The organism is Peribacillus sp. NPDC055009 (genome assembly GCF_053608705.1).
Genome location: NZ_JBSGVZ010000010.1, coordinates 78,257 through 104,716, shown reverse-complemented (window position 1 = coordinate 104,716; position 26,460 = coordinate 78,257). Strand labels below are relative to the sequence as shown.

Sequence of the window (26,460 nt, the reverse complement as noted above, 5' to 3'; positions counted from 1 at the left end):
TGCAGTCTGAAACTCCTCATGCATTTCACTGTGAATCATCATTCCGAACGTATGAAAGATTTTAAAAAACGCTTGGAATAATCTCCAAGCGTTCAGACTGTAAACAAATTGATAAAAGTTCCAATTGATTTCAGGAATACGCTCCCTTTGCCGCCGACTGTCTGCCATGCCGCATCAAAGCAGGCGCCTGTGGGGTCTCGGCTAGTCAGTAATTCGGCAGGTGTGTCGCAAAATTTCTTCAATCCAATAATAAGGTTTCTTTCTATATAAAAAAGTGTTCATGAAGGATAACCAAGTCTTCTTTTATAATCATGGTTCGGAGTTAGACCATTCCTTCAAGTATCCAGTTCGTATCATCAAGCCTGATATTTCATAATGCCTTATCATCTACAGTGGAGAGCCATTCGTCTATCACCTTCACAACGGACTCTACAGTCCCGTCAACAAATGGGGATTTCAGATTCGCAGATTCAACGAGATCAAGAAAAGACTTGCTGCCTCCAAGTTGGCACAGATTCAAATAATCCTCCCAAGCCGTTTCATCTTTTTCAGTCGACCTTTTCCAGAATTGGAAAGCACAAATCTGGGCCAATGTATAGTCGATATAATAAAAAGGTGATTGATAAATGTGGCTTTGCCGCTGCCAATACCCGCCATTCTCCAAGAATTCATTTTCTTCATAATCGCGATGCGGCAAATATTCCATCTCGATCTTACGCCAAGCCTGCTTTCTTTCAACTGGTGAAGCATCAGGATTTTCATAGACAAAATGCTGAAATTCATCAACAGCCACCCCATACGGAAGGAATATGAGGGCACCGCTTAAATGGGAAAACTTATACTTTTCCGTATCTTCCTTGAAAAATAGCTCCATCCATGGCCAAGTTAAAAATTCCATGCTCATCGAATGGATTTCACATGCTTCATATGTGGGCCAATAATACTCAGGAATGTCAAGATCACGGCTGCGAAACACTTGGAATGCATGACCTGCCTCATGTGTCAAAACATCTATATCCCCGGAAGTTCCGTTGAAATTGGAAAAGATGAATGGAGCTTTATAGTCTTCTATAAAAGTACAATAGCCTCCGCTCTCTTTTCCTTTCTTCGCCACAAGGTCCATCAGGTCATTATCTATCATATAGTTGAAAAACTGATTCGTTTCAGGCGAAAGCTCCTTGTACATCTTTTTCCCGTTTTCGATGATCCACCCGGCATCGCCTTTTGGAGTGGCATTACCCGTTCTGAAATGGAAATTCTCATCATAATAGTTCAGGTTCTCCAATCCTAGACGTTCGCGCTGACGTTCCTTCAGCCGGGTGACAAGCGGTACCACTTCCTCTTTCACCTGCTTGCGGAATGAAGCAACCATTTCAGCATCATAATCAGTCCTTGTCATTCGATAATACCCAAGTTCCACGAAATTCCCATAACCGAGCGCTGTCGAAATTCCATGCCTCACCTTGACAAGGTCGTCGAATATACGATCCAATTCCTCCTGCTTTTCTTCAAAGAAACCGTAATATGCCTCACTTGCATTTTTCCTTAATTCACGATCCGAGGACTCCATAAAAGGCTGAAGCTGCGCTAGTGTTAATTCTTTTCCATCAAAGGGGATTTTTGCAGAGGCAATCAATTGTGAATATTCGCTTGATAATTTATTTTCTTTTTGCAGCTGTGGTATGATTTCGGGCGAAAAAGTTTTGAGTTGGGCATCTGCCAGGTCAAATAGTTGAGTTCCCCATTTCAACTCAAGCTCCTTGCGATATTTCGAGCGAACGAGTTCATTGTAAAATTTGGAGGTTAACTCTTCCATTTCAGGGGAGAAGTCATCTAAATAATCATTCTCCGCTTTATAAAAATTATCATTGGTATCAATGGAATGCCGTATATAGACCAAATTAAACATCGTACCTACATAATTTCGAATATCATTTATTTCTTCCATGGCTTTTATTTGTGCATCGGCATTAGCAGCGTCAGTAAACTTTTCCAAAGCTTTCATGAACCGTGTTTTAATTTCATCCATTTCAGGACGTTTATATTCATACTCATTAAATTTCATATGTAAGCTCCTTTTCACGATATAAAAACATTTTTTTCCTGTATAATCCAGAGTAACAGTTTCCAATCCAGGTCACATTCATCATTGTCACGGTTATCGTAATATAAAAATTCGCCACAGCGTTATTAAAAACCTCTATGTCCTCGAAACAAATTCAGGTTTTATCAGACATAAAAAAACCAGCACCTGCTGTCAATCCGGGTGCTGGTTCTTTAGCTAACTTTGGGCGGAATACCCAATCTTTTTAAGCAATTCGATCACGGTGGACTTTTCATCTTGCGTAAGTACACTCATGATATCATCGATTCTTTTTTCATGCTCAGGAAATACTCCTTCAATGAAGGCCTTTCCTTTATCCGTTATTTTTGCAAAGGTTACACGGCGATCCTCTTTACATGCAATTCGCTGTAGATATTCCTTCTGTTCAAGTTTATCCACAACATAGGTAATGCTGCCGCTCGCCAGCAGGATCTTTCCGCCTATTTGCTGAAGAGGCTGATCCCCTTTATGATAAAGTAATTCCAGTACTGCAAACTCTGTTGGATTCAAACCCTCTTCAGCTATATGTTTATTTACTACATCATTAATGGATCGATGAGCTCTAGACATCACGATAAACAGTTTCAAAGACTGTTGGATGTTATTATTCTCCATAACTTCACAACCTTAAAAATTTTTAATTAAAATATCTTGAATTAAAAGTTATTATATGACATAAAGACTTCTTTGTCAATCTGCCCTGTTAGTATGCACTATTGTTTAATCAATCATTTTGATATACTTGAAAAAAAAGCTAAAGTAGTGACAAACATGAAAACAAGGCATAAATTCACCACATATCTACTTATTGTTATTTTACCATTAATTTTCCTCTCTATCATTTATTGGATGCATTTAGATCGTTCCATTCAAAAAGAAAGACAGGAACAAGCTAAATGGGCGGGAACGGTTTATCAAGAATACATAGATCAAGTTATCAGTGAAACGAAGGAAAGCCTTGAGCTGCTTAGCCTTAGCAGTTCCATGCTTTATATGGATGACAAAAAAACAGAACTTCTTTTGAAATGGATCAAAGATACAGATTCCAGGTATGCAGGAGTGTATTGGCTAAATCGCGACGGTGTGTCCATTTCAGGGACGAATAAGAATTTCCATCATAACTATTTAATTGAACAGAATGATATTGAGCGTGCCTTAAAAACTCAAAAAGCGGTTGTTGCAGAAACAAATGAGCTACATAGCCATGATTTTAATTATTTTTCCATTTTTGCTCCCATTCTGGATCAAGATAGAAAAGTGCAAGGATTTTTATTAGCACAAATCAGACTGGATCATATGGAAAAAAGATTAAAGATCCTTAACCCCGGTCATACCTTTAAATTGGAAACAAAGGACAAAACCCGAATTATAGATATGAATGCCGAAGGATTCACTGGACATTCAAAATGGGTGGATTTCCCTTTGACCGAAGTCGATTGGACACTGTCGGTCAAAGTGCCCGATAAGATTAACACAAATAACATGAATGTTTTTTTAATGCTTGTCTTTTTCACCTTCTTTTTTACTCACATGATCTATATCATCGTGGAGGAACTGATCGTTCGCAGGAATACCAAAAAACAAAAGTTACTAAACGAAAGCCAAAAAATGGATTTTGTCGGTACTTTAGCTGCCAGTACTGCACATGAAATAAAAAACCCACTTACCGGCATAAAGGGGCTAGTGCAATTATTGGTTGAAAAACACCCTGAAGAACAAGATCAGTTCTATTACTCTGTCATCATGAAGGAAATTGAACGGATCAATAGCATCGTCAGCGAATTTTTAATTTTAGGGAAGCCAATGGCCCAGACTTTATCCTTATATGATATTCGCAGTATCATTGCTGAATTGAGACCAATAATAGAATCAGAAGCACGTCACTTCAATATTGAAGTGGAATGGAATATCATAAAGGAGCCGATCCGGGTTCATTGTACAAAGGACCAACTCAAACAAGTCATTCTTAACATTGCCAAAAACGGTTTCGAGGCCATGGAAGTTGGGAAAAAGTTAAAGATTCAAATTCACCATGAAAATGAATGGGCTAAACTCATGATCATCGACACCGGGCAAGGACTGAATGAAAAAGATATAGATAAAGTGTTCGATCCCTTCTATACATCGAAAAAGGAAGGAACCGGATTAGGGCTATTTGTGTGTAAACGAATTATTGAATCTTTTAACGGTACCATCGAGTTTTCAAGTAAACCTCAAATCGGTACAACCGTTACAATCAGCTTACCGCTGATAAAACATTCATAGCAATACATTGAAGGGTTTCATTTTTTTATGAAGACTAGTAACGATTCCGATTTATTTTAAGATGTCCTGCATACGGTGCATGCCTCTTGAATCTATTTATTGAATAGGTAAAAATCTCAATCAGGAAGAAGGAAATAAACAGATGGGAAGTATCGCTGCCATTAAAACAAAACCGCAAAAACAGGATATGACTCTTAAAATCATGATCATCATAGGCATATGTCATTTAATGAATGATTCTCTACAGGCCGTCGTACCGGCCATGTTCCCAATCCTCGAAAAATCAATGTCGTTAACGTATACACAGCTGGGGATGATTGCATTCTGCCTGAATATCGTCTCATCGCTTCTGCAACCGGCAGTTGGGTTCTATACTGATAAAAAGCCATTTCCATATGCATTGCCCATCGGGTTGACCAGTACTTTAATAGGGGTCATCATTCTTGCACTTGCCCCAAACTATACCATTATCCTTGGTGCAGTCATCTTGATGGGCTTAGGGTCAGCCATATTCCATCCGGAAGGCTCCAGGGTTGCCTACATGGCAGGCGGATCAAAGAGAGGCCTGGCACAATCAATTTATCAAGTCGGAGGGAATAGCGGGCAGGCACTTGCCCCGCTCATCACAGCCATCGTACTTGTTCCTTTTGGGCAAAAAGGCGCACTCTGGTTTGCCCTGGTTGCCTTAATGGCCGTTATCCTATTGCTGTATATTGCCAAGTGGTATTCCCAAAAGTTAGTTCACTTCCAGCCTAAAAAGCTTGCTGCGAAAGTAATCAATAAAGAGCGGTCCCATAAAGTGGCAAAAGCCCTGGTATTGATATTATTCATTATTTTTGCACGTTCTTGGTATGTATCTTGCATGACGAACTTTTATAGTTTTTATTTGATCGAGCAGTATTCATTCACGATAAAATCCGCACAATTTTTCCTATTTGCCTTTTTGGCCGCTGGTGCTGTAGGTACGTTTTTCGGAGGTCCGCTTGCTGATAGATTCGGGCGCAAAAATGTCATTTTCTTTTCATTCGCTGCCAGCATGCCACTAACAGCACTTTTACCATTCATACCTCCTACAGCCGCTTTTATCTTATTATTGATGGCGGGATTCATTATAATGAGCAGTTTTTCCGTCACTGTAATATACGCACAGGAATTGGTCCCGGGGAAAGTCGGAACGATGGCAGGGTTGACTGTAGGGTTAGCCTTTGGAATGGGTGCCATTGGATCCGTTTCATTAGGAGCCATTGCCGATATAATTGGAATCGAATCCATGATTAAGCTAGTGGGATTCCTGCCATTGCTGGGAATCATCAGCATGTCACTGCCGACTGATCAAACATTGAAAAAATGGTATGCAGAAGAGTAACTGCAAAATTGTTATTTCCTGGAACATATTTTTTATGTCTAAATACAATAAATTATTGTTTCACCCAAAAATTTAAACTAAGTAACGATAAGTACCATACAAAGGAGAAATTTATGAGTGGAGTTTTATTAGGCAGCATCCTATCTGCTATGTCTACAGGGTTTGGTGCGTTACCGATCTTGTTCATTCAAGGTTCAATCACACATCGATTCAGAGACACTCTTCTGGCATTCACCGCTGGAATCATGATGGCTGCTTCGTTATTGAGCCTGATCCCGGAGTCTCTGGCCACTGGAGGGTATATTCAGCTAGTCATTGGAGTGTTTCTCGGGGTATTGACATTAACGATCATGGAAAAAAACATTCCTCATATCGATCTCAGCCATACGAAAAGTGGCATTCAGTTCGATGAAAAGGCTTTGCTCATCATCACTGCCATTACACTTCATAATATTCCTGAGGGTCTTTCCGTCGGGGTCAGTTATGCGTCTGATACAGCTGATACAGGTAACTTGATCGCTTTTGCCATCGGCCTGCAAAATGCTCCGGAAGGCTTGCTGGTGGCTTTGTTTTTAATTAATCAAAAAATTGGTAAACTCACAGCGTTCCTTATAGCAACCTTAACCGGTACCATCGAAATAATTACAGGATTATTGGGTTATTATTTAACCTCTTACATTGGGTTCCTGGTTCCATACGGCCTAGCCTTCGCCGCCGGGGCCATGCTTTTCATCGTTTATAAGGAATTGATTCCTGAAAGCCATGGGGATGGTAATGAACGCACATCAACCTATTCCTTCATCGTCGGCCTTTTGTTCATGGTAATTTTATTGGAAGTTTTGTAATTTCCCCCACCTACCATGGCTGGCTCCATCAAGTGAGTCAGCCCTTACTTTTCATTTATCAGTGTAATCCATTCAGAAAAATAAGGCCTCTAAACCAATCCCGATGCATGAAGGACACCTTCTGGTGACCTCTCCCGATATATATCCCAAGCCCATAAAATTCCAAAGATATTTCTTGTGTATATGAGTCTTTCTTTAATTGTTTTAAATGATATGTTCGTAAAGGTTCCTTCATGAGAAATCGCAAAAAGGGGATTGTCTCCCTGCCTGCCAATTTAAAAGGTCATGCACGCATTCAGTTCCCTTAATAGGTTATGTCATCATTAAAGGGCTGCTGCACTATAACAACCATTTCTTCCCGCTTATTTCTCACTTCCGATGAATGATGTTGAAGGATCAAATACTCATTTATTAGTTTATCAAGCTGCTCGCTTTGGCGAAGGGTATACTCATGACCTAGTCCATACATTTTGGCTAACTCCATCATTTCCCAACGCTTCATTCGAATCTCAGAACAAATTTCCATTGCACACCTAGAATTCATAACAACATTCACTACTCCTGCCCTTTTAAAGTTACATTATAATAAAGAAGTATTACAAAATATGCCTTATATGTAAATAGATTCGCAAAAAAAGACAAAACTTCTTAAATTGCGATAAAGCTTTACCCACCAGCAGACAGGATATGACGGAAATTTCTAACCATAAAACCCTGATAATGATCAGGAAGAATCATATGAAGCCAGCTCCGAGAAATGATTCGAAAGTTACCCAGTTTGAGGGGATTATTAGTTTCCGCTTAATTAATTCGGCACAGTTCCCTTTTATGAAAGCACAACATTTTTTATGAGCTTAATTGTGATTCCAAGATAATAATGATGGAACAAAAAAAGGAATCCAATAAAGGATTCTCCAGACTGTAGAAAATTCGAACAAAAGCCAGTCTGCCTGCAGTTTTTTAGGATAAGTACTATTTGTCCACTCCAGGCACACGCTTTCCGTTCCAATCCCTTTAATAAATTAGATAGAACCTTTTTTCACGAAAAACGTCCTAGTTATTCTCAGAATCCGCTCCCTTTCCGCCTACTGCCTTCCAAGCCACATCAAAGCAGGCTTAGCCAGTTATTCGGCAGTAATGTCGCAAATATCTTTTACTCGAAAGGCAAATAAATATGAAAGCTCGTCCCTTTTCCCACTTCGCTTTCCACCTCTATATAGCCATTGTGCTCTTCAATGATTTTATAGCTGACCATGAGCCCCAGTCCGGTTCCCCTATCCTTCGTCGTATAAAAAGGTTCGCCCAATTTTTTTAGCATTTCCGTTGAAATCCCCATACCTTTATCGGTAATTGAGATGCAGCCGTATTTCTCTGAAAACCGGCTTGTTTTAATTTGAACAGATCCGCCATCCGGCATGACTTCCAATGCATTTTTGATGATGTTAATGAACACTTGCTTTAACTGGTTCGCTTCACATAAAACCTTAAATTCCTCTTCTTCAAAGTCTGTCTCGAATTGAATATTTTCCAACAGTGCCTGAGCGGCCAGTAATTCTAGTGTCTCTCTCAAAATTGTATGAACATCCTGTTTAAAAATTTTTAGTGCCTGCGGCTTTGCCAGTACCAAAAATTCCGTGATAATGGATTCGATTCGCTTAATTTCGGATGTTATCACATGAAAATATGTGGAAAACTCCCCCTTGACACCATCTTCAAGTAACTGGATAAAACCTTTTAAGGCTGTCATTGGATTCCTGATTTCGTGAGCAATTCCGGCCGCCAGTTCACCAACGACATTCAAAGTATCCGATTTCCTGATCTGTTCCTGCATTTCGAGATTTTTACTCACATCTCGGAAAATGCTTAAATTCAGGTTCGAATATAAATTTTTCCTTGTCAAAAATTCAATATGCTTTACTCTTCCATCTTCGAATGTTATTGGAATGATGGATGAGTAGACCTCATGCTTATAAACATTTTCAATGTGAGCGTTCAAGACAGGAGCATTTTCAGGAATTTTTTTGATGAATCCCTTAACAGATAAAGAAAGCAGTTTACGCTTTGAAATCTCCAATATTTTTTGACCTGCTTCATTAATATCCGTGAACCCTTCATGATTCCAGAGAATCAAGCCGTCTAATGTTCCCTCAAAAATCTTCCTGAACTTCTTCTCACTATCCCTTAATTCCTTCTCAATCAACCAGCGCTCACTGACATTTCGAAATATCGTTACGTTATACCCGTCACCTTCATGTTTTTTGGCAGTCAATTCAAGCAATTTAATTTGGTTATTAGGCATTTTATAAATCAGCTCACCCCGAACTTGGGTGTCTCTTTCAAACGTTTCCATCATCTGACCAAAATGGTGATTATTGCTGTACACGTATTTCCAGATATAACTGCCTATCAAATCCTCTCTGCTGGATTCGAATATTTTACATGCTGAATGATTGACCCGAAAAATGATTCCATCATCATTCCAGAATATGATCGCATCCATCGACTGGTCGAATAATTCCGCAAAAATCCGTTCGCTCGTTTCTAACTTTTTTTCTATTATATTTGATTCTGTAATTCTTCGAAGCACCGACATATATAATTCATTTCCTACCGTTGAACTTATGGAAAAAGTAAAGTGATGCAGTTCATCCCCAACCTTAATCTCTACCTCTCCTTTGAAGTTCGACTCATAAAAGGCTCTTTGTATGCTCTCATCCCAATATCCCCGATAATCAGGGGATATGAGGTCCCTCATATTCTTACCGACAATCTCTTTTTTCGGGATGCCCATGACATGGATAAAGGCATGGTTCACTTCCATGATTATTCCTGAACTGTCGAATAGAACGATACTTTCTATGGCTGTATCAAAAATGTCCAAAAACATCTGCCTTGACATCCTTGTTTCCCTTGACGAAGAAACATCCAATGTCACATCCCTCAAACGATAGAACTGCTGTCCTTCGGAAAGCTCGCCTATACGCATAAACTCTATTTGCTTAAGGGCTCCGGTATGAAGCTGGATAATTTGCCTTTCAGGTTCATTCGAGGTTTTTAGGGAACTTGACACTTCCTGATTATTTAAAGGGATGACATCGAGAAAATCTGTTATCTTCATGGACTCCAGCTGATTTTTCGATGATTCCAGCAGGGCACATGAGGCATCATTGGCAAAAGTGATACGCAGTTCCTCATCAACCCTAATATAAGGCTCTGACATTGAATTGAAAATATTCAAAAACCCTTCGATTTGTTTATTCAATTTTATAATTTCCTGTTTATATCCCGTTTCATTCTCATAACCGATATTCATATTAACCCCCCTCATCAAAACCCCAACTTACCAAACTTTATTCGACATCCATCTTGATTTTCCTCGGTATTTTCGAAAAACGATAAAATTACAAAATTTTACTATATATCAAATGATAGTATATTGAATACTATAAAACTTCGCGTTAAGCTTAATTTAAGATTTTTATAATAAATTTAATAAATATTGATTTCGTACAAGGTATTTAGGGTATAAGAGATAACAATGCTTTCTTTCTAGCTACCTTAAAAATTTATTAAATGGAGGCAACAATGAAACAACGTGATTTTTTCTTCGATAACGCCAAGTTCATTCTCATGGCCTTTGTCGTCTTTGGACATTTGCTGAATACGTATATACATGACAGTGAAACGATTTATGCTTTATATAAAACTATTTATTCCTTTCACATGCCTGCCTTTATCCTGGTTTCAGGCTTCTTTGCAAAAGGTTTTTATCAAAAAGGGTATTTAGGTAAAATTACTAAAAAACTGATTTTACCCTACATCATTTTCCAATTGATATATACCGTTTACTATTATTTTTTATATGAACGTTCTGCCATCAACGTAGACCTGCTTGATCCCCAATGGTCGCTATGGTTCTTGATCAGTTTATTCTGCTGGAACATCATGCTGCTTGGTTTTTCAAAGCTAAAGCCATCAGTAGGCATAGGTTTATCCATCTTAATCGCATTATTGATTGGATATATTGACAATATCTCCAATTACCTTAGTCTTTCCAGGACATTCGTTTTTTTCCCGATGTTCTTGATCGGATACCATTTAAGCAAGGACCATTTAAAAAAACTTTTCACTCCCAAAATTCGTTTGGCTTCACTTAGTGTCATGTTAGTGATTTTTATCGGATTTTATTTAAATACCGATATCAATTATAAATGGCTGCTCGGTTCGAAACCATATGCCGAACTTGAAGATGCGACAATCGTGTCCATGTTCAAACGTCTGGGATTTTATGGATTGAGCATAATTTCAGTGTTCAGCTTCCTTTCATTCATCCCACGCGGACAATATTTCTTTACGAATTGGGGTAAACAAACCCTTTATGTCTATCTGCTGCATGGTTTCTTCATTCGGTTCTTCCGTGAAAGCACCATACAGGAATACTTTAGCAATACCGAGAGCTTCATCATGCTCGCCGGTCTCTCTTTCTTGATTACGGTGTTATTATCAAGTGAAATGATCGCTACGATGGCACAGCCGATCATCGAATTGAAGGCGACCAAAACAAAACGTTTCATGACTAAAACAAAAGAATATATTAAACAAGCTTTTTAAATAAAACGGATGAAGCATTTTCTGCTTTATCCGTTTTTATTTCATATCGACCTTCAAGGGAAAAGATTCCCCTTCAATACAATAACTCATTTTTCAAATGAAGCACGCTATGGTAAAATTACTCGTTAGTGCTTGTTGGCTTAAAAAGACATGTACACGAAAGGAGTCAGGCGTTTACTTTACGCCCTTTAACATGAATATAATAATCAGTACTCTTAATGCAAAATATATCCATACATCGCTATCCATCCGATATTTAAAAGCTTATGCCAAGCCAGATTATGATGTACAGCTGGCGGAATATACAATAAAAGATCCGATTATGAACATAGTTGGTGACCTTCATTCCAAAAAACCTGACGTAATCGGGTTCAGCTGCTATATTTGGAACATCGAGGAAACAATGAAGGTCGTAGCCATGCTGAAGAAGATCAATCCAGAATTGGTTATCATCCTGGGCGGACCTGAAGTCACCTATGATGTTGGGGAATGGCTTGATCAGATTCCCGGGGCTGATTTCATCGTAATTGGCGAAGGTGAAGTTACCTTCAAGGCCCTTTTATCTGAAATCGAAGGTTCGAATGACTATAAGAAGGTCGGCGGCATTGCGTATCGGCAGGATGGGAGAAAAATCATCCAGCCTCAGAACGGCAAGGTTGATTTAAAATCCCTCCCTACTCCATATCGTTTGGAGGAAGACCGCGGAGACCTATCTAAACGTGTCACCTATATCGAAACTAGCCGAGGGTGCCCGTTCAGCTGCCAATTTTGCCTTTCATCGATTGAAGTGGGTGTCAGGTATTTTGATCGAGAAAAGATTAAAGAAGATATCAGGTACCTTATGGCTAATGGTGCCAAGACAATTAAGTTCGTTGACAGAACGTTCAATATCAGCCGAAGCTATGCCATGGAAATGTTTCAATTCCTAATCGATGAACATCTTCCCGGTGTGGTTTTCCAATTCGAGATCACGGCAGACATCATGCGTCCGGAAGTTATCCAGTTCTTGAATGATAATGCCCCTGCAGGATTGTTCCGCTTTGAAATAGGAGTACAGTCGACGAATGATCATACGAATGATCTAGTAATGAGAAGGCAGAACTTCGAAAAACTGACAAGGACCGTAACCATGGTAAAAGAAGGGCAGAAAATTGATCAGCATTTAGACCTTATTGCAGGTTTGCCTGAAGAAGATTATCATTCTTTCAGAAAGACCTTCAATGATGTTTTCGAGCTCAGACCCGAAGAGATGCAGCTTGGTTTCTTAAAGATGCTTCGTGGCACTGGCTTACGGATACGTGCCGATGAACACCAATATATATACAGCGAACATGCTCCCTATGAAATCCTGGGGAATAATGTTTTATCCTTCGATGACATTGTCCGCATTAAACAAGTTGAAGATGTCCTTGAAAAATACTGGAACGATCATAGAATGGACCATACCACGGAATATCTTGTCCAAACGGTATTTCAATCACCGTTCGACTTCTTTCAAGATTTCGGTACCTATTGGGATGAACAAGGGTGGTCACGAATCGGACATCAGCTTGAAGACTTGTTCAGACGTTTACAGCAGTTTTTGGCTTCCCGGGAATCAGCCGAACTGAAAAACATTATTGGACTCATGAAATTGGATTATTTCATCAATCAAAAATACAAACCACGTAAACCTTGGTGGGAAGCTTCATTAGATAAAAATGGGCGGAAAGAGATATATGAAGATATTCTGAATAACCCTGGACAGCTTGGTTCCTCTTTCACAGCTTTGGCCCTTAATGAAAAGGAAATACACAAACACACATTGCTCGAGGCACTTCCCTTTGATTTGGAAACGTATTTAGCTGAGGGAACAATCGTCGATAAACCATCGTTCATGCTTGCCTATTTTGATCCGAGTGGTAAGGGATCAACGATTTTCCCTCAATCAAAATCTGACAGCATCATACTTTAAGAATAAGGACGGACCCAAGAATTGGGTCCGTCCTTATTTACTTATCACTTTCACGTTTTTTATTTTCTTTTGCCAAAATCTCATAAATTTTTGTTGCGTTCATATCGCCGCTGAATTCGATTCCAAATTCCGTCCGTACATGTTCCCCCATCTTTTCCCCGCTGTCCCGTTTTTCTTTATCCATTAACTTCTTCCTTTTCTGCCCTGCTTTGAATTGCGGTTGGCACCTTTCATCGCGTTTTCCTCCATTGCGAACTCATTGGAAAATTCATTTTCAGCTTGGTTTCTTTTTGGCGTTTTACTTGCTTTGACAGCACCATCCACATTGGCTTTCCGTTTCATTTTCATCCACCCTTTTTAATATAGTTTACTTCTTTAGAGTGGGGTAAAAATGCCGGAAATTATTCAGGGATAATATAGGGACAGACGAGAAAAATAACCGTAAAACGGAAAGGGAGTCGCTATATGAAAAAAAAATTGGATTCACCAATTATCGACGATACACAACCGCACCAAATTAACGCACCAAGCTTTAAAGGAACCGGCATAAAACCAAAGGCTCCATTCGTTAATGATTATGGAGTCGTCATCGGCGACAGTAAATATGCATCCGAAAACTCACCACTTGAAAATTGGAGTGAAGATACAGATCCGGAAATCATGGCTGGAGACGAATGGATACACCCCACCAATGATATAGGCTGGAATACAACTGAAAACCGTGAATTGTTAGAGGCTAAAAGAGCACCGCAGCCGCCTTTCATGCATCCCGATAAGGATGTCAGCACCGATGCGGATTGAGTCGTTCTAGAAGGGCAAGAATCCCATTATCATACAAGGGGTGCATCACCCCCCTTCTTCTCATTTAACCTGCAAAATCAACTTCCCTTTTGTTTGACGTGCGTTCATTTCCTCATGGACGGCTGCTGCCTTTTCAATTGGATAGATGCCGCCGATGGTTAGCTTAAGTTCCCCAGACGCGACGTATGCAAAAAGTTCTTGAATGCTGGGCAACAGTAAATCTGGGTGTTTCATGATCTGTGGCAGGAAAAAACCTACAACGGATTGATTGCGCCTCATTAATTGCTGCGGATTCATCGTATATGGCTTACGGCTGGCATTACCAAAAACAACTAGACGTCCGAAGGGTGCCAAACATTTCAATGTTTTATTGAAAATATCCCCTCCAGCCATTTCCAGCGCCACGTCGACTCCCTTTCCTCCCGTGACCTCACGGACTTCCATTTCCCATCCTTCTTTCGTGTAATCGATGAGTTCATCTGCCCCCATCTCTTTAGCCAGTTTCAACTTTTCCACTGTGCTGGCTGTGGCAATCACTTTTCCAGCCCCGAAGATTTTGGCTAGCTGGACAGCAATCGTTCCTACTCCGCCTGCAGCAGCATGGACCAATACCGTATCCCCCTGTTGCATGCGTCCCATTGTCTTTAAAATATGATAGGCGCTCAGACCTTGAAGGGGCAGGGCAACAGCTTCATGGAAATGAATGGCATCAGGAAGCGGAATGGCCGAGAACTCATCAGATAGGGCGTATTCCGAATACCCACCTGATTCAATTAAACTCACGACCCTTGTACCAGGTTTGATTTTAGTCACCTTTCCACCAACTTCCACCACAACGCCAGCCACTTCCGCACCTGGAATGAAAGGAAGCGGCGTAGGTACTACATATTGCCCTTCCCTTCTGGCTGTATCTGCATAATTGACGCCGACACAATCGATTTCAATCAGAACTTCATGCCCAGTTGGCACGGGTCTTTCCATTTCAGTCAATTTCAGTACTTCCGGTCCGCCGTATTCTTCAAAATGAATGGCTCTCATCTTTATCCCTCCCTTATTAATTCCCTGTAAATTCCGGTTTTCTCTTTTCTTTGAATGCTGCAACTCCCTCCAGATGATCTTCTGTTGAAGCCATCAAGGTTTGCGTGATGCGCTCCTGTTCGAGTATTTCATCAAGTGTAGCCGTAAATGAATGACTTACGAGCTTTTTCATCATTCCATAAGCCTTTGTCGGTCCATTTGCCAGCTTTTCCGCAAGTTTCAATGATTCTTCTTCAAGTTGATTGAGTGGGTATAAATAATTAATGACACCTAACTGGTATAAGCGCTCCGCAGAAATCGGTTCGGCAGAAAAGAAGAGCTGCTTTGCAAGATGGGGCCCTACTAACTTAGGTAAAAAATACGAGCCCCCTCCATCAGAAATCAGGCCTACCTGTGAAAAACTCATGGCAAATTGACTATCATCGGAAGCCACGATCAAATCACAAGCGAGTGCCAAATTGAATCCTGCCCCTGCCGCAAATCCATGGACGGCAGCGATTACGGGAACCTCAGAAGCATCGAGAGCCATTATGCATTCGTTCATTCTGCCGACATGATCATACAATTGACCTGCAGAGGCCTTCCCCATCGACTTTACGTCTCCTCCTGCAGTGAACGACCTTCCCGCCCCTTTAATGACGACGGCCCTTATATGTGGTGTATGTTTTACATCCTTAATCGCTTTCGTTAAGCTTGCGATCATATCAGGACTAAACGCATTCAAACTTTCAGGACGATTCAAAGTAAGGATCATTACATTATCGATTACTTCTGTCAATAAGTGTTCTTTTAACATTTACCCATCCCCTTTTTCTATTTGATCAACCAGCCGCCATCCACCAATAAATCCGTCCCAGTCATATAGGAAGCCTCCGGGGAAGCAGCAAAGGTAATGACATTACTTATTTCCTCCGCTCTCCCCACTCTTTCCAGTGCCGTGTTCCGTTGAATGGACTTTACGAATTTTTCATTTTGCAATCCATCCTCCGTCAATGGAGTTTCAATGAATCCAGGTGATACGGAATTGACCCGAATGCCGACTGCAGCGAGTTCCAGTGCCAATGATTTAGTTAAACTGATGACACCTGCTTTAGCAGAGCTGTAATGCGGGATGAATGCACCTGCCTGATGCCCTGACAGTGAAGCCACATTCACGATTGCCCGATTGGCGGAGCCTTCATTACCACTGCCCGCTCCTTCTTCCATCACTTTCCCCAAGTACTTGGAAACAAGAAAGACACTTTTCAAATTGACATGCTGAATCATATCCCAATCAGCAGCAGATGTATCCAAAAGCTTCGAGGACTTTGATCCACCTGCGTTATTGATTAAAATGTGAAGGTCACGATATTGTTCCTTCACATACATGGCCAGATCTATTACATCCTCCTCGACGGTAACATCTGCAGGGAAAATGTCGGCCACGGGAATCGTATGCCTCGCATTGATTTCTGCAGCAGCCTCCTCCAGCTTTCCTTTCGTCCGCCCTACCAATATCACTTTTGCCCCTTCGTCAGACAAGCGCATCGCTGTAGCTTTCCCAATACCGGAGCCTGCACCTGTCACCACCGCTATTGATTGTGAAAACCTCATCCCCTTCACTCCTTATCTGGATTTTGAACTACGTTTCCTGCCTTTTCAATTCAGCTTTGATCCTTCCATCCACCAACTCCGGGACAAGATCCAACGAACCTTTTTGCGCCGCCAATTCCAAATCGGCGATCAAACTATGTTTGTCAAACAGCTGTCCGACATATGATGATTTCAGGATATCAAAGGCATTTTCGCTATTCGTGCGATAAAGCGCATTGGCAGCCTTTGCTGCATCGTTGAGTATGAAAGAGCCTTGCGACCCAGCAATCAGGCAATCTATCAAATGACCTGCACCGTAAAAGTCTTCCAGACTGAATTCACCTGAATTTCCCGAGCAAACGATGATGATCGTTTCTGTTTTATGATGTTTTTTTATTTTTTCTGCAACAGACGGATTATTCAACAAAGATGCGATATAAACCTTTTTGGCAGCTGCAGAATTTCTCAGCGCAACCGTTCCATTAGTCGTTGAAAGTATTAATGTTTTGCCGCGTACCAACTTACTCAATAGCGTCGGACTCGGATACATTAAATCATCAACCGGCTTAGCTTTTAGTTCCCCTGCAACTACAACATCCCCATGGTCCAATTCCTGGCTTTTCACCAAGGCATCCACTGGATCCATGACAGGTATCACCTGGCGTGCTCCCTCATGAAGTGCTGAAATAATCGTAGTGGTCGCTAATAATACATCAAGTACGACCGCAACTTTCTCTCCTTCTTGAAGCTTTTTTCCATCTATCTCTTCTTTTTTTAGCAGCAAATGAATGTTTTGTATATATTCCATATATTAAACTTCCTTCGCAGCTACATTTGCTGCATGAGTGAGTAAGCTTTTAACCATTTTTCCGAGATTGGAAAAACGGGGATCATTAGTCTGGCCTTTTTTATATCGATAATAAATTTGCTGAAGAATGACAGCCAACTTAAAGTAACCAAATGTTAAATAAAAATCGACGTTGGAAACATCCCTGCCGCTTCTAGCTGCATACATCTCGATAAATTCCCTTCGTGTCGGGAAACCAGGTAAAGTGGTGACGGATGCTTTACCCACACCGATTTTGATAAGTTCCGGATCACCGCTTTCCGTCCAGTAGCTTAAAGCCACTCCTAGATCGGCTAACGGATCACCAACGGTGGACATTTCCCAATCAAATAAACCAACCATCTCTGTAAGGTCCTGGTTAAACATGGCATTATTGATCTTATAGTCATAATGGATAATGGAAGTCTGGCTATGTTTCGGGATATACTGTTGAAAATAATCGATGAGCGGTCGAATTTCCTTGATTTCATCTGTCTTTGCTCTCTCATAGCGGAAAATCCATCCGCGCACTTGTCTTTCAATGAACCCTTCAGGTTTGGAGATTTCCACCAACGCAGTTTTCTCATAGGGAATCGAGTGAAGATCAGCAAGCCGATCGACCATGACATGAGAAAGCTGTATGCACTTTTCAACAGTAGGCTCGATTCCCTTGGGAAATTCGGTATCTATTACAAATCCATGTTTCCTTTCCATTAGGAAAAAAGGGGCCCCCGCAATCGATTCATCATCCGAGAACAGAATAGGCTCGGGAGCCGCTTGAAAATATGGGTTGATTGAGGAAAGGATATGATGTTCACGCTTCATATCATGTGCCTTTGGCGCAACAGGGCCAAGCGGTGGCCTTCTTAGAACAGCCTCCCACTCACCAATTTTCAGCTGATAAGTCAAATTGGAATAGCCCGTTGAAAATTGTTGCAATTCTAACGGTTCATTTGGAAGGTCCAATACATTTTTTCTTAGGAAACCTTCTAATGCACCAATATTCAGTTCCTCGCCGGGCCGAACAGGAATCGTATCGCCAACCATGTTCTTCCACTCCTTCATTCTAATTATGAACAAGATGTGAAATGAGTTTTTCTTTAATCATTTCAGGAATAGGTTCACTTTTTTGATTCAAAAAATTAAAACAAACTAAAACTGCACTTCCCTTAGCAATGATTTCCCCAGTTTGTGAGCAGAGGATATCATGGGCCATTTCACAACTTTTCGTCCCTACCTTTTTTATAGATGAACGAATGGTCAAGAGTTGATTGAAATATCCCTGAGCAATAAAGTCGCATTTAGTGGAGGCTAACAAAAAGTTCCATGACTCGACATTCGTAGCTAAGCCCAAAGCTTCAAAAAATTTCATGCGCGCTTCTTCAAGGTAGATGAAATAGCTTGTGTTATTGATGTGGCCCAAAGCATCCGTTTCGGAAAAACGGACGTCGACTTCCAATTCATGCATAAGACCCCTCCTTGAATTAACGATGTACAAAAGCAGGTTTACGTTTATCCAAGAAAGCGGAAACCCCTTCTTTAACATCTTCAGTTTGGAAGATTTCTTCAAAAAGATTCGTTTCAATCTCCAGACCTTGTTCAAGCGTGGCTTCACTTCCTTCATTAATCGCCTTCTTGATTCTCGAAAGTGCCTGAAGTGAGTGCCTTGTCATTCGTGAGGCCAAGATTTTCGCTTCCGATAAGCCGCAGCCTTGCTCGACGACTTTATTGACAAGCCCGATTTTTTCCGCTTCCATGGCACCTAGCGGATCACCGGTAAATATAATCTCTTTTGCCTTTGCGTTTCCGACAAGTCTGGACAAACGCTGTGTACCGCCAGCTCCAGGAAATAAGCCTAATTTCACTTCCGGCAGACCAATTTGAACCTGTGTTTCAGCCACTCGCAAATCACAGGCCAGAGCCAGTTCACATCCGCCGCCCAAAGTCAGGCCGTTTAATACAGCTATTGTAGGTTTAGGAAACTGGTCTATTTTGGTTAGGACGGCATGACCCTCCTTTACAATTTCCTTCATATTCGGGTTCCCCATCATGCTAGGGAATTCTTTTATATCAGCACCAGCCGCAAATGCGATATTGCCTGCACCTGTTATGAGTACCGCAACTGTTTCATTATCTTTTGAAAGTTCATCGAATGTTTCTCCCAAGTCCCTGAATACTTGTTTACTGATTACGTTTAATGGAGGATTATCGATGGTGATGATCGCAAGCTTATTTTCCTTAACCACTCTAATTAATTTTGTCATCGATTCTTCACCCCTTGATTTGGATAATCATACCAGCCTTTTCCTGTCTTCCTTCCTAAATGCCCTTTATTCACCTTTTCTGCTATACAAGCATTCGGCTTGTCTTCTGGATTTCCAGTTTCATTGTATCGCTGCTGCATGACAAAATATCCTACATCAATACCTGATAGATCCATCAGTTCAAAAGGGCCGATGGGATGGCCTAAAGCTTTCCTGCAAATTAAGTCGATATCCTTATAATCCACAATTCCTTCTTCATACAAATATAGGGCCTCACGCTGCAACGCTCCCAAAATTCTATTGGCTACGAATCCCGATATCTCTTTTCTCAACAAAACTCCTGTCCTATTCATTTTCTCTGTCACTTCCATCGCAAGCTCGGCTGTTTCCTCCGATGTTTGATCACTCATGACAACCTCAACGCAATCCATAACTAGAGGCGGAAAAAAGAAATGCATATTAATAAACTTATCCGGGCGATTCGTCACACTCGCAAGCAGGCTATTGACGATTGTTGAACTATTCGTAGCAAAAATGGTTTCCGCGGGGGCGAATTCTTCAAGTTTAGCGAAGACCTCCTGTTTCACATCAAGTTTTTCAACTACCGCTTCAATGATCAGATCAGCCCCACTCGCCGCTTTCTCAAGATCGGTAGTATATTGAAGACGGCTAAAAGCAGCCAATTTACGATCTTCAGACAATTTTCCTTTTTGAACCCATTTAGTCAAAATGACGTCCAGTTTTTCTTTGGCTGTATTCAACGCGAATTCCTGAACATCCTGAAGAATCGTTTCGTACCCTCCAAGTGCAGCAAGCATCGCAATTTGATGCCCCATCTGCCCGGCCCCAATTACGGTTATCGATTGAATTTGCTTGTTGGCCATGCCTTCTATCTCCCTTCGACTAACTGGTTAGTATGTTACCTGGTCACGCTTCAATTCCCTGCAGAATCATCCCCATAAAAATGGAGGCAACTTCCTGTTCGTTTTTTTCACCTTCTGGGTCGAACCAATGATAGCTCCAATTGGCTACACCCAAAATAGCGAAAGAGATGATGGATGCATCGAGATTGGAACGTAGTTCTCCGCTCTCGATGCCGCTAATCAGCACTTGCTCGATTTTATTACGGAACTCATCCCGCTTAGGAAGGATTTGTGCAAGTTTTTCGTCACTTAGATTTTTCATTTCACGGAAAAAGACCGTTGCGCTGGATTTCTTGGTTTTGATGCTTTTTATAAGCATATATACCATATCGAAAAGCTTATCCTTACAGCTTTTCCCAGGTTCCGAAATGATCATTTCCTGCTCACTAAGCAACTCGTCTATATAAGCGAGATGAATATCCATAAGCAATTGCTCTTTGCTCGTAAAGTAATAATAAAACGTTCCCTTCGTCACCCCGACCGATTCGACGATATCAGAAATCGACGTTTCACTAAAGCCCTTCTTTTCAAATAAGCGTATGCTATGTTCTGTCATTTTTTCTTTCATGTAAGCACCCTCGCAATCTGTTAAAATTTCAGCTGAATTGATATCATACGCTTTCGTACTATCAAAGCCCTCTTATTTCCTGGAAAGTTCTTCTCTTAAAGCCCGCCTTAAAATCTTTCCGACATTTGTTTTCGGTAACTCTTCACGAAATTCAACGAAATGCGGAACTTTATAGGCCGATAGGTTGGCACGGCAGTAGTCGATGATTTCCCGCTCATTTGCCGTTTTATTATTTTTAAGTACAAGCACCGCTTTTACCGACTCTCCTCGGTACGCATCCGGAACGCCGATGACAACCGCTTCCTGGACAGCAGGATGTTCATAAAGCACTTCCTCCACATCTCGCGGATATATATTATAACCACTTGCGATGATCAAATCTTTTTTCCTATCGACAATATAGAGATACCCGTCATCATCAACTTTGGCGATATCACCCGTATAAAGCCAACCATCTCTAAGGGTTACCGCCGTTTCCTCCGGCATATTCCAGTACCCTTTCATCACTTGTGGTCCCTTGACGACCAATTCCCCCATTTCGCCAGTGGCCACTTCTTTTGTCCCGTCTCCCAGGTCCATCACTTTATATTCAGTCGAAGGGATTCCGATCCCGACGCTCCCCGGCTTCCTTTTTGCAAATACCGGATTACAATGAGTTGTTGGCGAAGCTTCCGTAAGACCGTAGCCTTCCAATATCTTTGCACCTGATTTTCGTTCGAACTCACGCAGCAGTTCCACGGGCATCGGTGCACTTCCGCTGTTACAGACCTGAATTGAGCCCATTCCATATTCTTCTGCCCTCGGGTGATTCGTCAACGCTACATACATGGTGGGAACACCAGGAAAAGTGGTCGGCTGTTCACGCTTTATCGTTTCCAGCACTTCTTCTATTTCAAATCGTGGCAGCATGATCGAGTCACCCGCGATATACACGGATAAATTCATTGCGGACGACATTCCAAAAACATGAAAAAGCGGGATGACCGACAGCGTTCTTTCAGTACCTATTTTTAATTCATGCTTGAAGAATTCATACGTTTGAACGACATTGGCCAGAATATTGCTGTGTGTCAGCATCGCTCCTTTTGAACGGCCAGTCGTTCCTCCTGTATACTGAAGAACGGCTATATCATTTTCCGGATCGATTGATACTGGATTGATTTTGCCATCTCCTGTTTTCATGAATTGGTCAAACGAAGCATCAGGCTGAAAATCTGCATCCGAAGTCTGCAGGCTTACGACGATAATATTTTTCAAATTTGCATGTTGCTGTACACTTTTCACTTTCGGGTATAATCCGTCCAATACCACGATCGTTTCTGCACCGGAGTCTTGTAAAATATGCTGCAGCTCCCTTTCAACCAGCATTGGGTTAATTTGTGTGATAATGGCTCCTGTTGTCAACGAACCATAATACGCAATGACGTATTGCGGACAGTTAGGCAGCATGATGGCGACACGGTCGCCTTTTTGAACACCTTTTTTTTGCAGGGCTGAAGCAAAGGCTTGCGACGCATGAAAAAGTTCCTGATAGGATATCTTTCGGTCATAAAAAGTAATAGCTGTATTGTTTGGATGGGACTGAGATGCATTTTGAAGGATTCTTTGCATCGGAAACTCAGGGACTTTGATTTCCTTTGATATTGAATCAGGATAAACGGACAGCCATTTTTTTTCATTCATCATTTCATACCCTCCAGCCATATTTACTTACCTTTCATTACTTTGCATGTGAACCCCCATCGACGATCAGGATATTTCCAGTCACAAAATCAGATGCCTTCGAGGCAAGGAAAACCGCTGCCCCTTTTAAATCATCATCACTCCCTAATCTTTTTAGCGGAGTGGAATCCAAGATAGGATTCTTTCCTTGCTCAAGAACCCCTTTCGTCATTTTTGTCGGAAAGAATCCAGGTGCGATTGCATTTACATTGATATTATGCTGACCCCATTTAACAGCTAAATCCTTCGTTAAAGTAATGACCGCCCCTTTACTCGTATTATATCCGACCGTATCGAGCACCCTAGGGTCGGTCCCCCCTAATCCGGCGACGGAAGCGATATTTATGATTTTCCCATGTCCCTGCTCAATCATGACCCTGCCTGCTGTCTGGCTCATGATAAAGGTTCCGGTTACATTGACATTCATCACCTTCTGCCATGCTTCAAGGGGCATGTCGACGGCCGGTGCCCCCCAGGATGCCCCGCTATTGTTTACTAAAATGTCGATGGCACCGAATTCTCGGCAAGTTTCGTTAACAACTTCCTGTACATCTGACGGATTGGTGATATCACACTTGAAGGAAAGCGCCTTGACTCCAAGCTTTTCGATTTGTGAAGCAACTTCGTCGCATGCCTCCTTCTTCCTTGAACAAAGAACGACATTCGCCCCAGCTTCGGCAAAGCCAGTCGCTATTTGTGCTCCCAATCCTCTCCCTCCGCCGGTTATGATCGCCGTCTTTCCAGTCAAATCGAATAAATCGGTAACTTTCATATTTTCACCTCATGCTTTTGTTGGTATTTTCGAAGTTCTATTTTAGCAACTTGTGAGCGGTGAACTTCATCTGGCCCATCAGCAAGCCTTAACGTCCGTGCATTTGCCCAATGTGCAGCAAAAGGGAAATCATCGGAGATCCCTGCAGCTCCAAAGCCTTGGATGGCCCTGTCCAGCACTTTCAATGCCATATTTGGTGCCACCACTTTTATCATGGCAATCTCCGCCTTCGCTTCCTTGTTCCCGACAGTATCCATCATATAAGCGGCTTTTAGGGTCAGAAGTCTCGCTTGTTCGATTTCAATCCGTGAATCGGCGACCCACTCCATGATCACACCTTGTCTCGCCAATGTTTTACCAAAAGCGACACGGTTTTGAATGCGCTTACATAATTCTTCAAGTGCTCTTTCAGCAGCGCCGATCAGCCTCATGCAATGATGAATCCTTCCGGGTCCGAGTCGTCCTTGGGCAATTGCAAATCCTTTGCCTTCACCCCATAGAATATTCGTTGCCGGGACCCTCACATTTTCAAAAGTGATTTCAGCATGGCCATGCGGGGCATGATCATAGCCAAACACAGGGAGCATTCTCTCGATTTTGACACCCGGTGTATCCAGCGGTACAAGAATCATTGACTGTTGTTCATGCTTGGACGCCTCAGGATCTGTCTTACCCATGACGATGGCAATCTTGCATCGAGGATCACCTGCTCCCGAAGACCACCATTTTCGGCCGTTTATGACATACTCATTACCCGTCTTTTCTATCCTGCATTCGATATTGGTCGCATCGGAAGACGCCACTTCCGGTTCCGTCATCGAGAAGCATGAGCGGATTTCCCCAGCAAGCAAGGGCTTCAGCCAGCGTTCTTTATGTTCCTCCGAACCGTATCGCACCAACACTTCCATATTACCTGTGTCCGGCGCATTACAGTTGAAGATTTCAGGTCCTATCGTCGACCTACCCATGATTTCACAAAGCGGGGCATATTCTAGATTTGTTAAACCCGCACCGTAATCGCTATCAGGTAAAAATAAATTCCATAATCCTTCTTCCTTTGCTTTTTCCGTCAATTCAGATAATATCGGGGGTATTTCACTCCAGCGGCTCTTCTGTGCTTCGAGCTGCTTTTTGTATATTGATTCATTTGGGTATACGTACTTTTCCATGAATTCCGTTAACTTCTTTTCCAAGTTTTTCACCTTTTGAGTATGCTCAAAGTTCAAATTGAATCCTCCTTTTAAATTAACTGACCGGTTAGTATGTTATTACTTTTAAAGTATATACACAACATTCAGATTTTTTCAACAATTAAATCATTTATTTTCTTATCATTCAACGCCCTGTACCTGGACCTTTTCTTTCCCACTATATTCCTTTTTTTGGACGGTGGGAAATATACATACGATTTTCGTACCTTTTTTCAGTTCACTTGTGATGAAAACTTTTCCGCCATGATTTTCGATGATTCTAAAACAAACGGAAAGACCCAATCCTGTTCCTGATGTTTTTGTAGTAAAAAATGGTTCTCCTACTTTTTGCAGGGAGTTTTCCGGAATACCCTCCCCTTCGTCCAAAATGCTCAAAAAAACTTCCCCATTTTCCCCATTTATGCTTACAAAAATATTTCCGCCATTCGGCATCGATTCTATGGAATTTTTTATCATGTTTATTAGTACTTGCTTGATTTGGTTTTCATCAAAGTACATAAAAATAGGTTCCGAATCATAATTTTTATGAATTTGAATATCGTTCAGTACGGCGTTTGTCTCCAACAACGTCACGACATGGTTGCAGCTTTCCTTTAAATCCTTCTCAAGAAAAACCGCCTCAGCAGGTTTCGATAGCAGCAAGAGTTCATTCAGCACTTGCTCAATTCGATTTATTTCCGAAAAAATAATATCATAGTACTCCTGCTTTTCGGCACCGCCATCTTTAATCAACTTCACGAATCCCATTATCGCTGTCATCGGGTTCCTTACCTCATGTGCAATCCCTGCCGCAAGTTGGGCAGCCGTTGATAATTTGCTTGATGTGATTGCCAAATGTTCGTTTAGGCTCACAAGCTTCTCTTCCGCATGTTTACGTTCATTGATTTCCGATAATATGCCCGCCGTCCCGATGAATTTCCCAGCGTCATCATAAATTAGTTTAACGAATGCTTCAACCCAACTTGTTCCCTTTTTCGCATTTAGTTTGATGTCCGCGCGAAAGTATTTATTCCCTCGATGAAAGGTGTCCGCAAAGGCCTTTAATACATCCTGATAAGAATTTTTATCCATATGTTTAGAAAAGTGAAGCCCCAGGGATTCATTCACGGTTGCACCACTCATCGATTTCCATGCCGGGTTTAAGTACAGCCAATTTCCTTTATCATCCGTCTGGAAAATAACCTCATTGAAGCTATTGACCAGTTCTTTGGAGTAATTGGAGATAATGCGATAACGCCCTTCGCTATCCTGCAATAAAGCAATCGTTTTACGTTTATGATCAAAGTTGGCACCCAAACACCAGGCTATGGTCAAAATTACGATTAAATATATTCCTGCAAAGGCGGAAAACCTGCGTTCTTCATGACCCAGCCACCCTATATAGGGCAGAATCAATATGAAGAAAAGGGCAGGGACAAAGATTCTTCCTGTATATTTCTTCACTTCTTCCACCTCCTTACCAAAATGATTTAAACTTCATCTGATCGAATTCCAAGTAAGGGATTAAATTAGCATATCTTTTAAATAGAAATGGTGGAAAACTCACTTATAGGTAAATTTCAACATTTTATCCATGATTCCTGCAAACAACACAAAAAACCTTTCCACGGGTGGAAAG

General features: G+C 41.4%; 25 protein-coding genes. 6 read left to right on the top strand and 19 right to left on the bottom strand.

What is annotated here, in order from left to right; translation table 11 throughout:
• Window positions 1–370: 370 nt before the first annotated feature.
• Window positions 371–2,065 (bottom strand): M3 family oligoendopeptidase, encoded by a 1,695-nt coding sequence (locus tag ACWF5P_RS16370; protein ID WP_452445080.1) that lies wholly within the window; start codon window positions 2,063–2,065, stop codon window positions 371–373.
• 216 nt (window positions 2,066–2,281) lie between these two features.
• On the bottom strand, window positions 2,282–2,719 hold the full coding sequence (locus tag ACWF5P_RS16365) for a MarR family winged helix-turn-helix transcriptional regulator (RefSeq protein WP_452445079.1): 438 nt from the start codon (window positions 2,717–2,719) through the stop codon (window positions 2,282–2,284).
• Window positions 2,720–2,875: 156 nt separating this feature from the next.
• Between ACWF5P_RS16365 and ACWF5P_RS16360 the strand changes: the two genes are divergently transcribed.
• From ACWF5P_RS16360 to ACWF5P_RS16350, 3 genes are all read left to right on the top strand, one after another.
• On the top strand, window positions 2,876–4,369 hold the full coding sequence (locus ACWF5P_RS16360) for an ATP-binding protein (protein WP_452445078.1): 1,494 nt from the start codon (window positions 2,876–2,878) through the stop codon (window positions 4,367–4,369).
• Window positions 4,370–4,511: 142 nt separating this feature from the next.
• Window positions 4,512–5,735, top strand: coding sequence for an MFS transporter (locus tag ACWF5P_RS16355; protein ID WP_452445077.1), 1,224 nt, complete (start codon window positions 4,512–4,514; stop codon window positions 5,733–5,735).
• Between the two features lie 113 nt (window positions 5,736–5,848).
• Complete coding sequence (locus ACWF5P_RS16350; RefSeq protein WP_101224502.1) at window positions 5,849–6,580, top strand: ZIP family metal transporter; 732 nt, start codon at window positions 5,849–5,851, stop codon at window positions 6,578–6,580.
• A gap of 304 nt (window positions 6,581–6,884) precedes the next feature.
• Here the strand turns inward: ACWF5P_RS16350 and ACWF5P_RS16345 are convergent, their stop codons facing one another.
• Window positions 6,885–7,124 carry an aspartyl-phosphate phosphatase Spo0E family protein gene (locus tag ACWF5P_RS16345; RefSeq protein ID WP_434168993.1) on the bottom strand — a complete coding sequence of 80 codons (240 nt, stop codon included), beginning with the start codon at window positions 7,122–7,124 and terminating at the stop codon, window positions 6,885–6,887.
• A gap of 609 nt (window positions 7,125–7,733) precedes the next feature.
• On the bottom strand, window positions 7,734–9,893 hold the full coding sequence (locus ACWF5P_RS16340; RefSeq protein WP_434168992.1) for a PAS domain S-box protein: 2,160 nt from the start codon (window positions 9,891–9,893) through the stop codon (window positions 7,734–7,736).
• Between the two features lie 272 nt (window positions 9,894–10,165).
• Here ACWF5P_RS16340 and ACWF5P_RS16335 point away from each other — a divergent pair, with 272 nt between their 5' ends.
• Window positions 10,166–11,191 (top strand): acyltransferase family protein, encoded by a 1,026-nt coding sequence (locus ACWF5P_RS16335; protein WP_434168991.1) that lies wholly within the window; start codon window positions 10,166–10,168, stop codon window positions 11,189–11,191.
• Window positions 11,192–11,384: 193 nt separating this feature from the next.
• Window positions 11,385–13,145, top strand: a complete 1,761-nt coding sequence (locus tag ACWF5P_RS16330) for a B12-binding domain-containing radical SAM protein (RefSeq protein ID WP_452445088.1) — start codon at window positions 11,385–11,387, stop codon at window positions 13,143–13,145.
• A 37-nt stretch (window positions 13,146–13,182) separates the two neighbouring features.
• Here ACWF5P_RS16330 and ACWF5P_RS16325 read toward each other — a convergent pair whose 3' ends face one another.
• Both ACWF5P_RS16325 and ACWF5P_RS16320 read right to left on the bottom strand, forming a co-directional pair.
• Window positions 13,183–13,329: a hypothetical protein gene (locus ACWF5P_RS16325; protein WP_157831111.1), complete on the bottom strand. Its 147-nt coding sequence runs from the start codon at window positions 13,327–13,329 to the stop codon at window positions 13,183–13,185.
• A complete protein-coding gene (locus tag ACWF5P_RS16320) occupies window positions 13,329–13,487 on the bottom strand; it encodes a hypothetical protein (RefSeq protein WP_094246584.1) in 159 nt (52 codons plus the stop codon). Before ACWF5P_RS16320 ends, ACWF5P_RS16325 begins: the two co-directional genes overlap by 1 nt.
• A 123-nt stretch (window positions 13,488–13,610) precedes the next feature.
• Between ACWF5P_RS16320 and ACWF5P_RS16315 the strand changes: the two genes are divergently transcribed.
• Complete coding sequence (locus ACWF5P_RS16315; protein WP_101224497.1) at window positions 13,611–13,946, top strand: DUF3905 domain-containing protein; 336 nt, start codon at window positions 13,611–13,613, stop codon at window positions 13,944–13,946.
• A gap of 60 nt (window positions 13,947–14,006) precedes the next feature.
• Here the strand turns inward: ACWF5P_RS16315 and ACWF5P_RS16310 are convergent, their stop codons facing one another.
• The 13 genes from ACWF5P_RS16310 to ACWF5P_RS16250 form a co-directional block, all read right to left on the bottom strand.
• A complete protein-coding gene (locus ACWF5P_RS16310) occupies window positions 14,007–14,984 on the bottom strand; it encodes a zinc-binding dehydrogenase (RefSeq protein WP_434168990.1) in 978 nt (325 codons plus the stop codon).
• Between the two features lie 16 nt (window positions 14,985–15,000).
• Window positions 15,001–15,780: an enoyl-CoA hydratase/isomerase family protein gene (locus tag ACWF5P_RS16305; protein ID WP_402941623.1), complete on the bottom strand. Its 780-nt coding sequence runs from the start codon at window positions 15,778–15,780 to the stop codon at window positions 15,001–15,003.
• Window positions 15,781–15,797: 17 nt separating this feature from the next.
• Window positions 15,798–16,577: an SDR family oxidoreductase gene (locus tag ACWF5P_RS16300; protein WP_434168989.1), complete on the bottom strand. Its 780-nt coding sequence runs from the start codon at window positions 16,575–16,577 to the stop codon at window positions 15,798–15,800.
• A 28-nt stretch (window positions 16,578–16,605) separates the two neighbouring features.
• Entirely contained in the window at window positions 16,606–17,364 is a 759-nt protein-coding gene (locus ACWF5P_RS16295) for a 2-phosphosulfolactate phosphatase (protein WP_434168988.1), read from the bottom strand.
• 3 nt (window positions 17,365–17,367) lie between these two features.
• Entirely contained in the window at window positions 17,368–18,429 is a 1,062-nt protein-coding gene (locus tag ACWF5P_RS16290) for a phosphotransferase (protein ID WP_434168987.1), read from the bottom strand.
• A 19-nt stretch (window positions 18,430–18,448) separates the two neighbouring features.
• Entirely contained in the window at window positions 18,449–18,850 is a 402-nt protein-coding gene (locus ACWF5P_RS16285; RefSeq protein ID WP_101224492.1) for an acyl-CoA thioesterase, read from the bottom strand.
• A gap of 16 nt (window positions 18,851–18,866) precedes the next feature.
• A complete protein-coding gene (locus tag ACWF5P_RS16280) occupies window positions 18,867–19,646 on the bottom strand; it encodes an enoyl-CoA hydratase (RefSeq protein ID WP_434168986.1) in 780 nt (259 codons plus the stop codon).
• Complete coding sequence (locus tag ACWF5P_RS16275; protein WP_434168985.1) at window positions 19,643–20,530, bottom strand: 3-hydroxyacyl-CoA dehydrogenase NAD-binding domain-containing protein; 888 nt, start codon at window positions 20,528–20,530, stop codon at window positions 19,643–19,645. The genes ACWF5P_RS16280 and ACWF5P_RS16275 overlap by 4 nt, the downstream gene beginning before the upstream one ends.
• 43 nt (window positions 20,531–20,573) lie before the next feature.
• Entirely contained in the window at window positions 20,574–21,137 is a 564-nt protein-coding gene (locus tag ACWF5P_RS16270; protein ID WP_260356997.1) for a TetR/AcrR family transcriptional regulator, read from the bottom strand.
• A gap of 72 nt (window positions 21,138–21,209) precedes the next feature.
• Complete coding sequence (locus ACWF5P_RS16265) at window positions 21,210–22,820, bottom strand: long-chain-fatty-acid--CoA ligase (RefSeq protein ID WP_402942927.1); 1,611 nt, start codon at window positions 22,818–22,820, stop codon at window positions 21,210–21,212.
• A 37-nt stretch (window positions 22,821–22,857) separates the two neighbouring features.
• On the bottom strand, window positions 22,858–23,631 hold the full coding sequence (locus tag ACWF5P_RS16260; protein ID WP_452445076.1) for an SDR family oxidoreductase: 774 nt from the start codon (window positions 23,629–23,631) through the stop codon (window positions 22,858–22,860).
• Window positions 23,628–24,857 carry an acyl-CoA dehydrogenase gene (locus tag ACWF5P_RS16255; RefSeq protein WP_452445074.1) on the bottom strand — a complete coding sequence of 410 codons (1,230 nt, stop codon included), beginning with the start codon at window positions 24,855–24,857 and terminating at the stop codon, window positions 23,628–23,630. The genes ACWF5P_RS16260 and ACWF5P_RS16255 overlap by 4 nt, the downstream gene beginning before the upstream one ends.
• A 105-nt stretch (window positions 24,858–24,962) precedes the next feature.
• On the bottom strand, window positions 24,963–26,285 hold the full coding sequence (locus ACWF5P_RS16250) for an ATP-binding protein (protein WP_434168983.1): 1,323 nt from the start codon (window positions 26,283–26,285) through the stop codon (window positions 24,963–24,965).
• Window positions 26,286–26,460: the final 175 nt, after the last annotated feature.

Bases quoted from the DNA above. Each gene is read 5' to 3' on its own strand.
- ACWF5P_RS16280 (WP_434168986.1), bottom strand. From the start codon at position 19,646: ATGACAAAATTAATTAGAGTGGTTAAGGAAAATAAGCTTGCGATCATC.
- ACWF5P_RS16270 (WP_260356997.1), bottom strand. From the start codon at position 21,137: ATGAAAGAAAAAATGACAGAACATAGCATACGCTTATTTGAAAAGAAG.
- ACWF5P_RS16260 (WP_452445076.1), bottom strand. From the start codon at position 23,631: ATGAAAGTTACCGATTTATTCGATTTGACTGGAAAGACGGCGATCATA.
- ACWF5P_RS16360 (WP_452445078.1), top strand. From the start codon at position 2,876: ATGAAAACAAGGCATAAATTCACCACATATCTACTTATTGTTATTTTA.
- ACWF5P_RS16365 (WP_452445079.1), bottom strand. From the start codon at position 2,719: ATGGAGAATAATAACATCCAACAGTCTTTGAAACTGTTTATCGTGATG.
- ACWF5P_RS16290 (WP_434168987.1), bottom strand. From the start codon at position 18,429: ATGGTTGGCGATACGATTCCTGTTCGGCCCGGCGAGGAACTGAATATT.
- ACWF5P_RS16275 (WP_434168985.1), bottom strand. From the start codon at position 20,530: ATGGCCAACAAGCAAATTCAATCGATAACCGTAATTGGGGCCGGGCAG.
- ACWF5P_RS16355 (WP_452445077.1), top strand. From the start codon at position 4,512: ATGGGAAGTATCGCTGCCATTAAAACAAAACCGCAAAAACAGGATATG.
- ACWF5P_RS16350 (WP_101224502.1), top strand. From the start codon at position 5,849: ATGAGTGGAGTTTTATTAGGCAGCATCCTATCTGCTATGTCTACAGGG.
- ACWF5P_RS16345 (WP_434168993.1), bottom strand. From the start codon at position 7,124: ATGAATTCTAGGTGTGCAATGGAAATTTGTTCTGAGATTCGAATGAAG.
- ACWF5P_RS16325 (WP_157831111.1), bottom strand. From the start codon at position 13,329: ATGGATAAAGAAAAACGGGACAGCGGGGAAAAGATGGGGGAACATGTA.
- ACWF5P_RS16320 (WP_094246584.1), bottom strand. From the start codon at position 13,487: ATGAAACGGAAAGCCAATGTGGATGGTGCTGTCAAAGCAAGTAAAACG.
- ACWF5P_RS16340 (WP_434168992.1), bottom strand. From the start codon at position 9,893: ATGAATATCGGTTATGAGAATGAAACGGGATATAAACAGGAAATTATA.
- ACWF5P_RS16315 (WP_101224497.1), top strand. From the start codon at position 13,611: ATGAAAAAAAAATTGGATTCACCAATTATCGACGATACACAACCGCAC.
- ACWF5P_RS16310 (WP_434168990.1), bottom strand. From the start codon at position 14,984: ATGAGAGCCATTCATTTTGAAGAATACGGCGGACCGGAAGTACTGAAA.
- ACWF5P_RS16335 (WP_434168991.1), top strand. From the start codon at position 10,166: ATGAAACAACGTGATTTTTTCTTCGATAACGCCAAGTTCATTCTCATG.
- ACWF5P_RS16305 (WP_402941623.1), bottom strand. From the start codon at position 15,780: ATGTTAAAAGAACACTTATTGACAGAAGTAATCGATAATGTAATGATC.
- ACWF5P_RS16265 (WP_402942927.1), bottom strand. From the start codon at position 22,820: ATGAATGAAAAAAAATGGCTGTCCGTTTATCCTGATTCAATATCAAAG.
- ACWF5P_RS16285 (WP_101224492.1), bottom strand. From the start codon at position 18,850: ATGCATGAATTGGAAGTCGACGTCCGTTTTTCCGAAACGGATGCTTTG.
- ACWF5P_RS16370 (WP_452445080.1), bottom strand. From the start codon at position 2,065: ATGAAATTTAATGAGTATGAATATAAACGTCCTGAAATGGATGAAATT.
- ACWF5P_RS16300 (WP_434168989.1), bottom strand. From the start codon at position 16,577: ATGAGGTTTTCACAATCAATAGCGGTGGTGACAGGTGCAGGCTCCGGT.
- ACWF5P_RS16330 (WP_452445088.1), top strand. From the start codon at position 11,385: ATGAATATAATAATCAGTACTCTTAATGCAAAATATATCCATACATCG.
- ACWF5P_RS16295 (WP_434168988.1), bottom strand. From the start codon at position 17,364: ATGGAATATATACAAAACATTCATTTGCTGCTAAAAAAAGAAGAGATA.